General features: G+C 71.9%; 16 protein-coding genes. 5 read left to right on the top strand and 11 right to left on the bottom strand.

Annotated features, from left to right (window positions below):
- Nucleotides 1–3 precede the first annotated feature (3 nt).
- From ACFY2Q_RS08520 to ACFY2Q_RS08495, 6 genes are all read right to left on the bottom strand, one after another.
- Entirely contained in the window at nt 4–390 is a 387-nt protein-coding gene (locus ACFY2Q_RS08520; protein ID WP_387128543.1) for a cytidine deaminase, read from the bottom strand.
- The gene (locus tag ACFY2Q_RS08515) at nt 383–1,801 is read right to left on the bottom strand and encodes a hemolysin family protein (RefSeq protein WP_387129108.1); all 1,419 of its coding nucleotides are present in this window, start codon (nt 1,799–1,801) and stop codon (nt 383–385) included. The genes ACFY2Q_RS08520 and ACFY2Q_RS08515 overlap by 8 nt, the downstream gene beginning before the upstream one ends.
- Nucleotides 1,777–2,250 carry an rRNA maturation RNase YbeY gene (gene ybeY / locus ACFY2Q_RS08510; RefSeq protein ID WP_355244140.1) on the bottom strand — a complete coding sequence of 158 codons (474 nt, stop codon included), beginning with the start codon at nt 2,248–2,250 and terminating at the stop codon, nt 1,777–1,779. Before ybeY ends, ACFY2Q_RS08515 begins: the two co-directional genes overlap by 25 nt.
- A 15-nt stretch (nt 2,251–2,265) precedes the next feature.
- Entirely contained in the window at nt 2,266–3,324 is a 1,059-nt protein-coding gene (locus ACFY2Q_RS08505; RefSeq protein WP_387128542.1) for a PhoH family protein, read from the bottom strand.
- Nucleotides 3,325–3,457: 133 nt separating this feature from the next.
- A complete protein-coding gene (locus ACFY2Q_RS08500) occupies nt 3,458–4,843 on the bottom strand; it encodes a serine hydrolase domain-containing protein (protein ID WP_387128541.1) in 1,386 nt (461 codons plus the stop codon).
- On the bottom strand, nt 4,840–5,199 hold the full coding sequence (locus ACFY2Q_RS08495) for a histidine triad nucleotide-binding protein (RefSeq protein WP_387128540.1): 360 nt from the start codon (nt 5,197–5,199) through the stop codon (nt 4,840–4,842). The genes ACFY2Q_RS08500 and ACFY2Q_RS08495 overlap by 4 nt, the downstream gene beginning before the upstream one ends.
- 62 nt (nt 5,200–5,261) lie before the next feature.
- Between ACFY2Q_RS08495 and ACFY2Q_RS08490 the strand changes: the two genes are divergently transcribed.
- On the top strand, nt 5,262–6,023 hold the full coding sequence (locus tag ACFY2Q_RS08490) for an SDR family NAD(P)-dependent oxidoreductase (protein ID WP_387128539.1): 762 nt from the start codon (nt 5,262–5,264) through the stop codon (nt 6,021–6,023).
- 322 nt (nt 6,024–6,345) lie between these two features.
- On the opposite strand, the gene ACFY2Q_RS08485 is transcribed toward ACFY2Q_RS08490, so the two are convergent.
- The 3 genes from ACFY2Q_RS08485 to hrcA all read right to left on the bottom strand — a co-directional run bounded on the left by ACFY2Q_RS08485 (nt 6,346) and on the right by hrcA (nt 9,320).
- Nucleotides 6,346–7,080 (bottom strand): 16S rRNA (uracil(1498)-N(3))-methyltransferase, encoded by a 735-nt coding sequence (locus ACFY2Q_RS08485; protein ID WP_387128538.1) that lies wholly within the window; start codon nt 7,078–7,080, stop codon nt 6,346–6,348.
- A gap of 1 nt (nt 7,081) precedes the next feature.
- Complete coding sequence (gene dnaJ, locus ACFY2Q_RS08480; RefSeq protein ID WP_387129106.1) at nt 7,082–8,224, bottom strand: molecular chaperone DnaJ; 1,143 nt, start codon at nt 8,222–8,224, stop codon at nt 7,082–7,084.
- A 73-nt stretch (nt 8,225–8,297) separates the two neighbouring features.
- Nucleotides 8,298–9,320 carry a heat-inducible transcriptional repressor HrcA gene (gene hrcA / locus ACFY2Q_RS08475; RefSeq protein ID WP_387128537.1) on the bottom strand — a complete coding sequence of 341 codons (1,023 nt, stop codon included), beginning with the start codon at nt 9,318–9,320 and terminating at the stop codon, nt 8,298–8,300.
- Between the two features lie 196 nt (nt 9,321–9,516).
- Between hrcA and ACFY2Q_RS08470 the strand changes: the two genes are divergently transcribed.
- Nucleotides 9,517–10,170, top strand: a complete 654-nt coding sequence (locus ACFY2Q_RS08470; RefSeq protein ID WP_387128536.1) for a DUF4870 domain-containing protein — start codon at nt 9,517–9,519, stop codon at nt 10,168–10,170.
- A gap of 60 nt (nt 10,171–10,230) precedes the next feature.
- Here ACFY2Q_RS08470 and hemW read toward each other — a convergent pair whose 3' ends face one another.
- Nucleotides 10,231–11,454 carry a radical SAM family heme chaperone HemW gene (gene hemW, locus ACFY2Q_RS08465; protein ID WP_387129105.1) on the bottom strand — a complete coding sequence of 408 codons (1,224 nt, stop codon included), beginning with the start codon at nt 11,452–11,454 and terminating at the stop codon, nt 10,231–10,233.
- Nucleotides 11,455–11,473: 19 nt separating this feature from the next.
- On the opposite strand from hemW, the gene ACFY2Q_RS08460 reads away from it, so the two are divergent.
- From ACFY2Q_RS08460 to ACFY2Q_RS08450, 3 genes are all read left to right on the top strand, one after another.
- The gene (locus ACFY2Q_RS08460; protein ID WP_387128535.1) at nt 11,474–12,259 is read left to right on the top strand and encodes an enoyl-CoA hydratase-related protein; all 786 of its coding nucleotides are present in this window, start codon (nt 11,474–11,476) and stop codon (nt 12,257–12,259) included.
- 131 nt (nt 12,260–12,390) lie between these two features.
- Complete coding sequence (locus tag ACFY2Q_RS08455) at nt 12,391–13,245, top strand: hypothetical protein (protein WP_387128534.1); 855 nt, start codon at nt 12,391–12,393, stop codon at nt 13,243–13,245.
- Between the two features lie 221 nt (nt 13,246–13,466).
- Entirely contained in the window at nt 13,467–14,369 is a 903-nt protein-coding gene (locus ACFY2Q_RS08450) for a phytanoyl-CoA dioxygenase family protein (protein WP_091409805.1), read from the top strand.
- 93 nt (nt 14,370–14,462) lie between these two features.
- Here ACFY2Q_RS08450 and ACFY2Q_RS08445 read toward each other — a convergent pair whose 3' ends face one another.
- A complete protein-coding gene (locus ACFY2Q_RS08445) occupies nt 14,463–15,104 on the bottom strand; it encodes an MOSC domain-containing protein (RefSeq protein WP_387128533.1) in 642 nt (213 codons plus the stop codon).
- Nucleotides 15,105–15,124: the final 20 nt, after the last annotated feature.

The raw sequence follows: 15,124 nt of genomic DNA, 5'->3' as shown, positions 1-15,124 counted from the left end.
GGCTCACTCGGTCACCGTGCCCAGCACGGTGCCGTCCGGCGCGGCCACGTGGATCGGCGCGTCCGCGGCGAGGTCACGCACGACGGCATGCCCGGCGCCGTCAAGCGTCGACGCCTCGGTCACCACGACAGCCGCCTCCAGCCGGCTCGCCCCGGCTGCCACGGCCGAGGCCACCGCCAACTGCAGGGCGGTGAGCGTCAGCGAGGGCAACGCGATGCTGGCCGCCGCGTACGTCCGGCCGTCGGAGTCCCGGACCGCGGCGCCCTCCACGGCGCCGACCCGCCCGCGGGCTCCCCGAGCCAGGACGACGAGCTTGCCGTCCTCGGCACTCAGCGGTGCCGGCGCGGTGGGGGTGGGCCGGGCGGGGGGCGCGGCGGGTGTGTCAGGCATCGGCGGGTTGCCTCTCCTCGTCTCGAAAATGATCTGGGTCGTCCCCGGGACCGGCCTGCTCGCCGCGCCCGGAGGTGTCCTGCTCGCTGCCCGGCTCCAACCTGCTGACCAGGACGGTGTCGATCCGGTTGCGCCGGCCGGTGGTGCCCTCGGCGACCAGCCGAAGGCCGGCCACCTCGGCCTCAGCCCCAGGGATCGGCACCCGCCCGAGCGACTGGGCGAGCAGGCCACCGACCGTCTCCACCTCGTCGGTGGGCAGATCGGTGTCGAACATCTCGCCAAGGTTCTCCACCGGAAGGCGGGCAGTGACCCGCACCGAGGAGTCCCCGAGGCGTTCGACGGGCGGGCGTTCGACATCGTACTCGTCGGTGATCTCGCCGACGATCTCCTCCAGGATGTCCTCGATGGTGACCAGGCCGCCGGTGCCGCCGTACTCGTCGACGACGATGACCAGGTGGTTGCGGGCCGCCTGCATCTCTGACAGCAAGTCGTCGACCGGCTTGGACTCCGGCACGAAGGTGGCCGGGCGCATCAGCTCGGCGACAGGCAACTGCTCGGCATCCGGGTCACCGCCCCGGGACCGGCGGATCAGATCCTTGAGGTAGAGCACGCCGAGCACGTCGTCGACGCTCTCGCCGATCACCGGAATGCGGGAGAACCCGGAACGCAGGAAGAGCGCCAGCGCCTGCGCGAGGGTCTTGCCCTCCTCGATCCACACCATCTCGGTGCGCGGCACCATCACCTCACGGGCGATGGTGTCGCCGAGCGCGAAGACCGAGTGGATCATCTGTCGTTCGCCGTGCTCGACGACGCCGCGCTGCTCGGCCAGGTCGACCAACTCACGCAGCTCCACCTGACTGGCGAACGGCCCCTCGGGGAAACCGCGCCCCGGGGTGACCGCGTTGCCGATCAGGATGAGCAGCGACGCGAGTGGGTTGAGCGCACGGCCCAGCCAGCGGACCAGCGGCGCCACCGCCCGCCCCACGGCGTACGCGTGTTGCCGGCCGATGGTGCGCGGGGCTACACCGACCACGACGAAGCTCACCACTGCCATCGCACCGGCGGTGACAAGCGCCGCACGCCAACCGGCGCCGAAGCTGTCCACCGCGACAAGCGCCACGAGCGTGGTGGCGGTCAGCTCCGCGAGGAGCCGCAGCAGCAGGAGCAGATTGAGGTGCCGGACGACGTCGCCGGCCACGACCTGGAGGGTACGAGCACCGCGTACGCCGTCCCGGGCCAACTCGGCGGCCCGGGCCGGCGAGATCGCGGCGAGCGCCGCCTCGGTCATCGCGATCAGACCTGCCAACACCACGAGGCCGGCCGCGAAGAAGATCAGTTGCAGGTCGGGAAGGCCGGCGGGGCCGACCGCAAGGAGCGGAGTGGACATCACTGGGTGCGGGTCGACCGCCAGCTCGTGAGCAGGCGGGCCTGGAGCGCGAACATCTCCCGCTCCTCCTCCGGCTCGGCGTGGTCGTAGCCGAGCAGGTGCAGCACCCCGTGCACGGTGAGCAGGTGCAGCTCGTCGGCCGGGGCGTGCCCGGCGGTCGCCGCCTGCTTGGCCGCGACCTCGGGGCAGAGCACGATGTCGCCGAGCAGGGCCGGCTCACCGCCTGCGGGTGCGGTCTCGCCCGGGCCGTGGTCGACGCTTCCCTCGTCCATCGGAAAGGCGAGCACGTCGGTCGGGCCGTCACCACCCATCCAGCGGTGGTTCAGCTCGGTCATGTAGTCGATGTCGACAAGCAACACGGACAACTCGGCGAGGGGGTTGACCCCCATCTCGTCGAGGGCGTGCCGGGCGACAGCGAGCACGGCGTCGGTGTCAACCTCGACACCGGACTCGTTGGCGATCTCGATGGACAACTGCTTTCCTCTGCTTTAGCGGCGGCGGCCGGCCCGGCCGCCCTGGGCGGGTCGCCCGGGCACGGCATGGACGCCCTGCGACTGCTGGGCTTCCCGCTCGGCATCCCAGCGGGCGTACGCGTCGACGATCTCCCCGACCAGCCGGTGGCGGACCACGTCGGAGCTGGACAACTGGGAGAAGTGCACGTCCTCGACGTTTTCCAGGATCTCCCGGACCACCCGCAGGCCGCTGCTCGTCCCGCCGGGAAGGTCCACCTGGGTGATGTCACCCGTCACGACGATCTTGGAGTTGAAGCCGAGTCGGGTGAGGAACATCTTCATCTGCTCGGGCGTGGTGTTCTGCGCCTCGTCCAGGATGATGAAAGCGTCATTGAGCGTTCTGCCCCGCATGTACGCCAGGGGGGCGACCTCGATCGTGCCCGCGGCCATCAGCTTCGGGATCGACTCGGGGTCGAGCATGTCGTGCAGCGCGTCGTAGAGCGGGCGCAGGTATGGGTCGATCTTCTCGTTGAGCGTGCCGGGCAGGAAGCCCAGCCGTTCGCCCGCCTCGACCGCCGGCCGGGTCAGGATGATCCGGTTGACCTGCTTGGCCTGCAACGCCTGGACGGCCTTCGCCATCGCCAGGTAGGTCTTGCCGGTGCCGGCCGGGCCGATGCCGAAGACGATGGTGTGCGAGTCGATCGCGTCGACGTACCGCTTCTGCCCGAGTGTCTTGGGGCGGATGGTGCGGCCGCGACGGGAGAGGATGTCGAGGGTCAGGACCTCGGCGGGCCGCTCGGTGCTGCCCTGCTCGAGCATGCCGACGGTACGCCGCACGGCGTCAGTGGTCAGGGTCTCGCCTTTCTCGATGAGTTCGAGCAGCTCAGTGAAGACCCGCTCGGCGAGGGCGTTGTCGGCGGGGGCGCCGGTGATGGTGATCTCGTTGCCCCGCACGTGCACGTCGCTGGTGACCGAGCGCTCGACGAGCCGCAGGATCTCGTCGCCCGCGCCGAGCAGATTGACCATGATCTTGGGGTCGGGCACGGTGATCCTGGTCTGCACCCGGGGAGCGCCGGGAGGTGGAGTGCCGGTCATAAGTTGGGCCGAAGGGCCCTGCGCACCTGCTCTCGATCTCGGGCGCCGGGCCCTGCTGGCACGGCGTGCGGACGTTGCAGCCATCGTATCCGTTCAACGCGGGGCGCATCGCGCCCATTTCCGCTGGCCGCGATCAACTCCCGGCCCGGAAGTCGTGCCTGTCGAAGGTCTCCTGGTGGCGGGTGAACCGGTAGGTCGCCCAGTGCATCCGGACCACCGCGCCGGTCTCGTCCCGGGTCAGCCTCAACAGCTCGCCGGCCTCCCGGCCGGAGACGGTCCGGAACACGTCCGGCCGGTCCGGTAGCGGGGCGAAGACCGCAGGTGGGCGCCCCGCCGGGTCGCCGGCCCCGCGCGCCCGCAGTGTGCCGTCGTGCCAGGAGAAGACGTACTCGAAGCCCTCGCCCCACCACCGGCCGAGCACACCCCGCAGAGCCGCCGGTGCGGGTGCACCGGGTCGCCACGGCTCGATGTCGGCCGGGTCGTGCTCGACGGCCTGGGTGAGCAGCCGGTGCGGCAGGTCGAGCAGTTCCGCAGCCGTACCGGAGGAGCCGAGCACCGCGGCGCCCATCGCGCTGGCCGTGCCGTCGCCGCCCCGGCGGCCGTACACGGCGGCCAGGAAGCCGGGCATCGCCCCGTCGTGCCCCACGTGCACCACGCGCTCGCCCTGCGGTACGAGGATCAGCCCGAGACCGAAGCCGGCGCCCCAGAGCGTCTCGTCGGTGGTCGTCACCGGCCAGCGCATCTCGTCAAGGGTGCCGGGGGCGAGAACCGCGCCGGACGGGTCGAGCGCCGCCGGATCGGCGAGGAAGGCCGCCCAGCGGGCCATGTCGGTAGCGGTGCTCCAGAGCTGGGCGGCCGGACCGACCGCGCCGAAGTCGGTAGGTGGCTCGGCATGGGCCTCGTCGGAGTACGCGTCGACAAGGAACCCGGTCGCCGCCGTCGGCTGCGGGGTCACTGTGGTGTCGGTCAGCCCGAGCGGCGTCAACACCCGCTCCGCGAGCACCTCCGCCCAGCTGCCGCCGCGCAGCCGGGCCACCAGCAGGCCGAGCACCGCCACGCCCAGGTTGGAGTAGTGGAACCGACGGGCTGCGGGCAGCACCCGCTCGGCCCGGTCCAGCTCGGCCACCAGCCGCTCGGCGTCCGGCGCGGCAAGGGTGTCCCAGACGTCGCCGAACGGCTCCCGTTGCAGACCGCCGGTGTGCGACAGCAGCCGTCGTACGGTCAGCTCACCGTGCGCCGGCAGGTCCAGGTGCCGGCCCACCGGATCGTCCAGGTCGAGCAGCCCGTCGTCGCGGCACTGGAGGGTCAGCACCGCAGTGAACGTCTTGGTGACCGAGCCGATCCGGAACTGGGTGCGCGGCCCCAGCGCGCTGTCGGTGCCGGTGCCGCCGACGGTGCAGGTCCACAGCGGCCGGTCGGCCCGGTGCAGCGCTGCCGACAGCGCCGGCACCCGGGCGTCGGCCTGCACCCGCCGGACCAGCCGGCCCAACCGGTCGTGCACGTCGGGGCCGGTCGTCACGCCAGGTCCCGGGCGAGCATCGGGCCGAGCGGCGCGCCACCGAGCAGATGCGCGTGCACGTGGAAAACCTCCTGCCCGCCGTACGCCCCGGTGTTGAACATCAGCCGGAAGCCGTCGCCGAGCAGACCCTCGTCCTCGGCCACCGCGGCGGCCGTGGCCAGCACCTCACCGGCCAGGCCGGGATCACCCTCGGCGAGGGTGGCGACGTCGGCGTAGTGCTCCTTCGGAATGACCAGAACGTGCACAGGTGCCTTCGGGTCGATGTCGCGGAAGGCGAGCGTCGTGGCGGTCTCCCGGACCACTGTGGCCGGGATCTCCCCGGCGACGATGCGGCAGAACAGGCAGTCGGATCCCATCGGGGCAGTGTAAGGAAGGGGCCGCTCAAGGCACGCGCGACTCCTGGGGCAGGATGGCTGGCATGACTGCTCGGGCCGTACTGGTGACCGGTTCCTCGCGTGGCATCGGCGCGGCGGTGGCGATGGCGTTCGCGGCCGGCGGTGACCGCGTGGCGATCCACCACCGCGACTCCGCCGACACGGCCGAAGAGCTACGCGGGCGACTGCCGGGTACCGGGCACGTGGTGGTTCGCGCCGACCTCACCGATCCGGATGCGGTCCGGGCCATGGTCGACCGAGCCGCCGAACTGCTCGGCGGGTTGGACGTGCTGGTCAACAACGCCGGGACGTACGGCGACCGCGACGACCCGCACCCGATCTTCGGCGCCTCGTACGGGGAGTGGCAGCAGCGCTGGCGGCAGGTGCTGGAGACGAACCTGACCGGTGCCGGCAACGTCATCTGGTGCGCCGCACAGCACATGCGCGAACGTGGCGGGCGGATCGTCAACGTCTCGTCCCGTGGCGCGTTTCGCGGCGAGCCGCACCAGCCGGCGTACGGGGCCAGCAAGGCAGGGCTGAACGCGCTGGGTCAGTCCCTCGCCGTGGCGCTCGCGCCGTACGGCATCACCGTCGCCACCGTCGCGCCGGGCTTCGTGGCGACCGACATGGTCACCGAGTACCTGGACGGCGAGCAGGGCGCGGCAATCCGGGCGCAGAGCCCGTTCGACCGGGTGGGCCGACCGGAGGAGATCGCCGCTGCCGTGCACTGGCTGGCCTCGCCGCAGGCCGAGTGGGCATCCGGCACGATCGTCGACCTCAACGGCGCGTCCTACCTGCGCAGCTGACCAACCCTACCAACGACCGACCAACGACCGGCAAGCGCCGAGCGGCTCCACCTGCTCATCGTGTCCTTTGCTCTGCTTCAACCACCGCAACACCCAACGACCGAAACCGTTGCGTCCGTTGAAGCAGAGCAAAGGACACCCACAGGTGGTCCGGGCCGAGGCCGGGGCCGGGGCCGGGGCCGGGCCCACCTGGGCCGGCTCGACTCGGCCTGGGTCGGCCTGGCCCGCGCACTGTCGTCCGCCCGGAACCGAGGCTGCGAAGGGCCACCAGACGCGGCTGGGCTGGGCCTGCCCGTCGGGCGTGGAGTGGGTGAAGGTCGGGTTACCAGCGGCCGAGGCGGGTGGCGAGCACGCTGAGCGCGGCCACGCCGGCGGTGGAGGTGCGCAGGACCTCGGCACCGAGCCGTACGGGTCGGCCGCCGGCCTCCCGGAAGGCGGTCAGCTCGGCCGAGTCGATGCCACCCTCCGGGCCGACCACGAGCACGATCTCACCGGCTGCCGGCAGGTCGGCGGTGGTCAGCCGCTCGTCGGCCTCCTCGTGCAGCACGAACCCGGCGGCGGCACCGGCGATCCGGCGGGCCACTGTCGCGGTGGACTCGTCGGGCGCACCGGCCACGACCGGCAGCCACGGCCGGCGGGCCTGCTTGGCCGCCTCCCGGGCGGTGGCCACCCACTTCTCCCGGGCGCGTACGCCCCGGTCGCCGCGCCACTGGGTCACCGAACGGGACGCCGCCCAGGGCACGATCTCGTCCACCCCTACCTCGGTCATCGCCTGCACGGCCAGCTCACCCCGGTCGCCCTTGGCGATGCCCTGCACGGTCACCAGCCGGGGTACGGGCGCGTCCGCGTACCCCCGGGAGGTGATGGTGAGGTCCAGGTTGCCTCGGCCGACGGCGGTGACCACGGCGGCTGCCGTGCCGCCCCGGCCGTCGGCGAGCAGCAACTCCTCGCCGACCCGCAGCCGCTGCACTGTGGCGGCGTGGTGCCCCTCCGGGCCGTCCAGGGTCAGCGCGTCGCCGGTGGGCAGCGCCTGGACCAGGAACAGCGGCGCGGACACCTCAGGCGTGCCCGTTGAACGCGTCGCGCATCCGGGAGAAGAAGCCGCCCTGCTTGCTCAGCTCGGCGACCTCCTCGCCCCGGGTCTTGGCGAAGTCGCGCAGCATCCGCTCCTGGTCCGGGTCGAGCTTGGTCGGCGTACGGACGTCGAGGTGCACGTAGAGGTCGCCCCGGCCGGTGCCGCGCAGGTGCGGCACACCCCGGGCGCGCAGCCGCAGCGTGCTGGCCGGCTGGGTGCCGGCCTTGACGTCGACGGTCTCCTCGCTGTCAAGCGTCTTGATGGTGAGCCGGGTGCCCAGTGCGGCGGCGGTCATCGGCACGGTGACCCGGCAGTGCAGGTCGTCGCCCTTGCGCGAGTAGACGTCGTGCGGCCGCTCGTGGATCTCGACGTAGAGGTCACCGGCGGTGCCGCCGCCCGGGCCGACCTCACCCTGCTGGGCCAGCCGGATCCGCATGCCGTCCTCGACGCCGGCCGGGATCTTGACGGTCAGCGAGCGCCGGGTGCGCACCCGGCCGTCGCCAGCGCAGGTGGGGCAGGGGTGCGGGATGGTGGTGCCGTAGCCCTGGCAGACGGTGCACGGCCGGGCGGAGACCACCTGGCCGAGGAAGGTGCGCTGCACCGACTGCACCTCGCCCCGACCGGCACACGCCTCGCAGGTGGCCAGGTGGGTGCCGGCCGCCGTGCCTGCGCCCGAGCAGGTGGTGCAGAGCACCGCCGTGTCGACGGTGATCGGGGCCTCGACGCCGAACGCCGTCTCGTGCAGGTCCAGTTCGAGCCGCAGGATCGCGTCGGCACCCGGACGGGTCCGCGGACGGGGGCCACGGGCACCGCCCGCCGCACCGCCGAAGAACGCGTCCATGATGTCCTGGAAACCGACGAACGGGCCGGCTCCACCCGGGCCGCCCGGGCCGGCGCCACCGCCGCCCGGGGCGAGCGGGTCGCCGCCCAGGTCGACGATCTGCCGCTTGCGGTCGTCCGAGAGGACCTCGTACGCGGCGTTGATGTCCTTGAACTTCTCCTGCGCCTCCGGGTCCGGATTGACGTCCGGGTGGAACTGGCGCGCCAACTTGCGGTAGGCGCGCTTGATCTCGTCATCGGAGGCTTCCCGGCTGACACCGAGGATGCCGTAGTAGTCCCTGGCCACTGCGTTCCGTGTCCTCATGTTCGTCTCGCGTTGCGCCGACCGGCGGCCGCAGCCGGCCGTCGGCCCTGACCAATCAGTTCTGGGCCAGCAGCTCGCCCACGTAGCGTGCCACGGCGCGCACCGTGGCGATGTTGCCGGGGTAGTCCATCCGGGTCGGCCCCAGCACTCCGAGGCCGCCGACGATTGTGCTGCCCGGGCCGTACCCGGTGCTGACCACGGAGGCGGCCCGGAGGTTGTCGAACTCGTTCTCGTCGCCGATCAGCACCCGGGTCGCGCTCGGCTCGGTCTCGCCGATGAGCTTGAGGAGCACGACCTCCTCCTCCAGGGCTTCGAGGATCGGTCGCAGGGAGCCCTGGAAGTCCAGCAGGCCGCCCCGGGTGAGGTTGGCGGTGCCGGCCAGCGCGATGCGTTCCTCGTGCCGCTCGACGAGCGTTTCCAGCAGCACGGTGGCGAGGGTCGTCATCATCGGACGCAGCCCGGCCGGCGCCTCCTCGACAAGCGCCTGCACCAGCGGCGGTGTGTCGGACAGCCGCGCGCCGGCGAGCTTTTCGTTTACCAGCCGACGCATGTCGGTGACGTCGTCGGCGGGCACCGGCCCGGGCAGCTCCACCAGCCGCTGCTCGACGCGACCGGTGTCGGCGATCATGACGAGCATCAGCCGGGTGGTGGAGATCGGCACCAACTCCAGGTGCCGCACGGAGGAACGGGCCAGGCTCGGGTATTGCACGACGGCGACCTGGCGGGTCAGTTGGGCGAGCAGCCGGACTGTGCGGTGCACCACGTCGTCCAGGTCGACCGCGCCGACCAGGAAGCGCTCGATGGCCCGGCGCTCGGCCGGGCTGAGCGGCTTGACGCGGGACAGCCTGTCGACGAAGAGCCGGTAGCCACGGTCGGTGGGCACCCGACCGGCACTTGTGTGCGGCTGCCGGATGTAGCCCTCCTCCTCCAGCACGGCCATGTCGTTGCGGACCGTGGCCGGGGAGACCCCGAGCTGGTGACGCTCGACCAGCGCCTTGCTGCCGACCGGCTCCTGCGTGGAGACGTAGTCCTCGACGATGGCGCGGAGCACGGCGAGCTTGCGGTCGTCGAGACCCATCCTCCGCACCTCCTGTCGCACGTCGGCCGCCGGCCCACAGGGGCCGACGGACCGTCCTGGCACTCGACTGTAACGAGTGCCAGTCTACGTCGGCACGTCCACCGACGCGATGATCAAGTGCCTCGCTGTTCGTTCAGTCGGCGGCTCGGCGGTGTCGCTCTGGTGCGGCGTTGCCGCCCACCCCTACCGTGGCAGCATGACTGAACCACCTCGCCCACCCGGTGCGGGAGATCCTGGCGGCTACCCGCCGGACCCGACCTCCCCGGGCTCGCCCTACTCGTCCGAGCCGCCCACCGCACCACTGTCCGGGGCACCCGGCTCGGGCGGCTATCCCCCAGCCGGTGGCTATCCGCCGCCCACCGGTGACCAACCGACGTCAGGCGGCTACCCTCCGCCCGGTGGCTATCCGCCCCCGGGTGGCTATCCCCCGCCGGGTGGTTACCCCCCGGGCGGTCCCACTGGCGGGTATCCGACCGGCGGCGCCTACGGCGGCCCCGGCGGCGGCTACGCCAACAACGAGGACAAGACCTGGGCGCTCGTCGCGCACTTCGGCGGTGCCGCCGGCGCGCTGATCAGCTTCGGCCCGCTGGGCTTCGTCGCCCCGCTCATCGCCTTCCTGGTCCGCGGCAACCAGTCGCCTACCGTGCGGGCGCACGCCCTGGCCGCGTTGAACTTCCAGATCCTCTGGTCGATCATCGCGTTCGTGCTGCTCTTCGTGAGCTGGTGCCTGCTCTTCCTGCCCAGCATCGCCGTCGTGGTGATCCAGATCCTGTTCGGGATCATCGCCGGCATGAAGGCCAACGAGGGCAGCCCCTACCGCTACCCGATGTCGGCCACCTTCATCAAGTGAACCGGGTCGGCCGCTCCCCCGGCCGGCCCGGCACACCGCCGCAGGCCGGGGAGCGTCGGCTCAGGGCAGCAGGTCGCGGACCACTGCGTCGGCGAGCAGTCGGCCGCGCAGGGTGAGCACCGCCCGGCCAGCCGCGTAGTCCTCCGCGGCCAGCAGGCCGTCGGCAAGCGCCCGCTCGGCGCCGGCCCGGCCGACGGTGTCGAGCACCGTCAGCGGAAGGCCGCTGGCGAGCCGCAGCCGCAGCATCACGTTCTCCATGTGCGCCTCGTCGGCGGTGAGCACCTCACGGGCCAGGCCCGGTGACGCTCCGGCGGCCATCCGCTGGGCGTACGTCGTGGGGTGCTTCACATTCCACCAGCGCACCCCGCCGACGTGGCTGTGCGCCCCGGGGCCGAGCCCCCACCAGTCCGCGCCGGTCCAGTACAGCAGGTTGTGCCGGCACCGGGCGTCGTCGGTGCGCGCCCAGTTGGAGACCTCGTACCAGGACAGGCCGGCCGCGTCGAGGGCGGCCTCCGCGGCCAGGTAGCGGTCCGCGGCGACGTCGTCACTGGGGTACGCCAGCTCGCCGCGCTTCATCCGGGCGGCGAGCCGGGTGCCGTCCTCGACGATGAGGGCGTACGCGCTGACGTGGTCCACCCCTGCGGCGACCACCTGCTCCAGCGAGGCGGCGAAGTCCTCGGCCCGCTCCCCCGGCGTGCCGTAGATCAGGTCCAGGTTGACGTGCTCGAAGCCGGCGTCGCGCGCCTCCAGGGCGGCGGCGGTGGCCCGACCGGCGCTGTGTGTGCGGTCGAGGATCGCCAGCACACCTGGGGAGGCGGACTGCATGCCCAGCGAGATCCGGGTGTAGCCGGCCGCCCGCAGCAGCTTCAACGATTCCGGGGTGACCGACTCCGGGTTGGCCTCGGTGGTCACCTCGGCGTCGGCGGCCAGCCCCCAGGTGCGGTCGATGCCGTCCAGGATGCGGGCCAGGTCGTCGGCGGGGAGCAGGGTGGGCGTGCCGCCGCCGACGAATACCGTGTCGACCCGGGGCGGTGGGTTGTCGCCGAGCACCCGGGCGGCGAGTGCCAGCTCGGCGAGCACGGTGTCGGCGTACCCCTCGCGGCTGGCGCCGCCGCCCAACTCGCTCGCCGTGTACGTGTTGAAGTCGCAGTAGCCACAGCGGCTGGCGCAGAACGGCACGTGCACGTACACGCCGAAGCCGCGCCGACCGACCGCGCGGGTGGCGGCGGTGGGCAGCGAACCGTCGACGGGGACGGTTTCACCATCTGGAAGGACGCCGGGCATGGCCACTAGTGTGCCCGGCATGACCTCTCCCGACGTCCTCGTGCGGGTCGCCACGGCCCGTGGGGTGACCACCCTCACCTTGGACAGCCCGCACAACCGCAACGCGCTCTCCACCGCCCTGATGACGCAACTGCTGACCGGGCTGGCCGACGCGGTCGCCGACGACACGGTCCGGGTGATCGTGCTCGACCACACCGGCCCGGTCTTCTGCTCCGGAGCGGACCTCAAGGAGACCGCCATGGCGTACGCCAGCGGGACGGTGCCGGCCGCGATGCTCGGTGACGTGCTGGCGGCGCTCTGGGACTGCCCGAAGCCCGTGCTGGCGAAGGTCGCCGGTCCGGCCCGGGCCGGCGGGCTGGGCCTGATCGCGGCCGCCGACCTGGCGGTCTGCGCCGAGGAGGCCACGTTCGCGTTCACCGAGGTGCGCATCGGCGTGATCCCGGCGGTGATCTCGGCGACCGTGCTGCCCCGGCTGCACCCGCGTGCCGCCGCCGAGCTGTACCTGACCGCTGACACCTTCGACGGCCGACGGGCCGCCGAGATCGGCCTGGTCACCGCCGCCGTGCCGGCGGACGGGCTGGACGCGGCGGTGGTCCGGTACTGCGACTCGCTGGTGCGCGGCGCACCGGCGGCGTTGGCCGGCGCGAAGGGGCTGCTGCGCCGGCCCGGCACCGCCGAACTGCGCGAGGACCTGGCCCGGTTGTCCGCGCTGTCGACCGGCTACTTCCTCTCCGACGAGGGGCGCGAGGGGATCATGGCGTTCCGGGAGAAGCGGGACGCCGCCTGGGTGCCGGTCGACGAGTAGCCGGTTTGTCCTGGCGACGGCGGGGAACGTCACTTCGGCCTTCCCCGCTCCCCGGGTCGAGAAACGCCCGGACGACCCGGACGACGCCAACGGGGACGTACGCTTGTCGGACTGTCGATCTGGGGGTGTGAGTGCGAACTCGGGCAGCCGTGGCGGGTGGTGTGGTTCTCATCCTCGTCGCCGTGATCGCGATCTGGCTCGTCGTACGGCAGGCCGGGGATCGACTGCGGCTGCCGCTGGCGGGTCGGACCTGCACGGTCCAGGCCGACGGCCGGGTCGTGCTGGACGCCGACCAGATGGCCAACGCGGCGACGATCGCGGCGATCGGCGCCCAGCGCGGGATGCCCGAGCGGGCCGTGGTGGTCGCGCTGGCGACCGCGTACCAGGAGTCGGGGCTGCGCAACCTCGCCGACGGCGATCGGGATTCGGTAGGCCTGTTCCAGCAGCGCCCGAGCCAGGGCTGGGGCACCCCGGCGCAGATCCGCGACCAGCGCTACGCGGCGAACCGCTTCTACGCGGCACTGAAGAAGGTGCGCGGCTGGGAGAAGATGCGGGTCACCGACGCCGCCCAGCGGGTGCAGCGCTCGGCGTTCCCCGAGGCGTACCAGAAGTGGGCCGACGAGTCCGAGGTCCTCAGCCGGGCCCTGCTCGGCGACGTCACAGGCGCGGTGGCGTGCACGGTGGGGCGTACCCCTGTGATGCGTGGGGCGGCGGCGGCCACGCAGCTGACCCGCAACCTGGTGCTGGACTGGGGGTTGAAGGGGACCGACCCGACCGACCCGACCGGGCTGGCGGTGACTCCGGACGACCAGCGGGACGGCTGGCGGTACGCGCACTGGCTGGTCTCGCACGCCCGGGACCACGGCGTGAAGCGGGTCCGTTTCGGTGACCAGGAGTGGACCGCCCGCAACGGCACCTGGGATCGGGTGACCGAGGAGCAGAACTCCTCCGGCCAGGTGGTGGCCGAGGTGTTCAACGAGGGCTGACCGATCCGGAGCCCTTAACCGGCAGTCACCGCACAATCGGGCATTGATCCACGAACACCCCTATTGATCACCGAAAACTCACTCTTCGCAGTCTCCCCGCTGCGTGGTGTCCCGCCGAATCCCATTCGTGCGATGCACTCTCCCCGATGCCGAGGCCGCCGCGTTACGATCGGCGGCCTGTGCCAGAAACATATTCACCTCATGGGGAGGGGTACGACGCGGTGTTCGATTACGGCGACCGGACCGGCTACGAACCGATCAGCGACACTGACCGCAAGGAGTTCCACGAGCAGGGCTTCCTCCTGCTCCGCAACGTCCTGACGGAGGACCACCGGGCGGCGCTGGAGGCGGCTGTCGACCGCGTCTACGCGGAGGAGCAGGCCAAGGGCACCACCAAGAAGGACGGCACGCTGCACCTGCTGGGCTTCCTGGAGCGCGACGAACTCTTCGGTGAGCTGCTCACCCACCCGATCGCCTTCCCGTACATGTGGGGGCTGGCCGGCTGGAACATCTACACCCACCACAACCACCTGGACGTCACTCCCCCGGCCGCCGAGCCGGAGAAGCCGTACTGGGGTTGGCACCAGGACGGGTACCGCCAGAACTCCGACCCGGAGACGATGGACCCGAACCTGCCCCGGCCGATGTTCTCGCTCAAGGTCGCGTACGTGCTCTCCGACCTCTCGGAGACCGGCCGCGGTGCCACAAAGGTCATCCCGGGCAGCCACCTGAAGAACTCGCTGCCCCGGCCGGCGGACCTCACCGTGCAGAACCCCGACCCGGAGGGCACGGTGGAGATCACCGCCAACCCGGGCGACGCGTTCATCTTCGACCGCCGGCAGTGGCACTCCCGGTCGACGAACCTGTCGACGATCACCCGCAAGATGCTCTTCGTCGGCTACACCTACCGGTGGATCCGCCCGCTCGACGAGCTGCACCCGGACGTGAACGGCGAGTGGTACCGCAACCGCACCCCCGTGCAGCGCCAGCTGATCGGCGAGGGCACCCACACCGCCAACTACTGGGGCATCAACTGGGACGGGTACGTCGACGACGAGATCCCGCTGCGCAAGGAGCTCAAGGAGCGCGGTCTGCTCGACCGCAACATCCCCTGGCTCCGCTGACGCCCGAGGAAGAGCCCCCTGCTATCGCTTTCTGTATAGCAGGGGGCCCTTCCTCACATCTGCGGCTCCGGCGACCGCCTCTCTGCCGGACGATCAGGCGCGACTGGCGAGCCGGCGGCGGGCCTTCTCCCGGATCGACTCCGGCAGGTCGTCCGCCTCCAGCAGCCGGGGCAGCAGCTCCGGCTCCAGACTTGTGGCTCGGAACACCTCGCCGATTGTCACCCCGTGGGCGGGCCGGTCCACCACCTCGATCGGGTCGCCCGGACCCACCTCGCCCTCTTGGAGCACCCGCAGGTAGGCGCCGGGCAGAGCCCGCGCGGTGAACCGCTTGATCAGGTCCGGTACGCCCCAGAAGCCGGCGAACGTGGTGCACGGCGTACGCGGCTTGGTCACCTGGAGCACTGTGGACCCGATCTGCCACTGCTCACCGATCACCGCGCCGGTCAGGTCGACCGCGTAGGTGGTGAGGTTCTCGCCGAAGCCGCCGGGCCGAATGTCGCGCCCCAACTCGGTCGCCCACCAGGCGGCGTCCTCCTCGGCGTAGGCGTAGACCGCCTGGTCCTCGCCGCCGTGGTGGGCTCGCTCGCCGATGAAGTCGCCGACCACGCCGTCGACACGGAACAGCACTGGCGTGTCCACCGGCCGCTTGTCGATGCCGCTGCGACCGCTCGCGTCGCCGGCCCACTTCGCCTCGGTCACCACGCCGAGGTTCACCGCTGCCACCCTGCCCGTCATGGACGTCAGCCTAGCGGCGC

Source organism: Micromonospora sp. NPDC000316 (genome assembly GCF_042898885.1).
GTDB lineage: Bacteria > Actinomycetota > Actinomycetes > Mycobacteriales > Micromonosporaceae > Micromonospora.
This window is presented reverse-complemented; position numbering and strand designations above follow the sequence as displayed.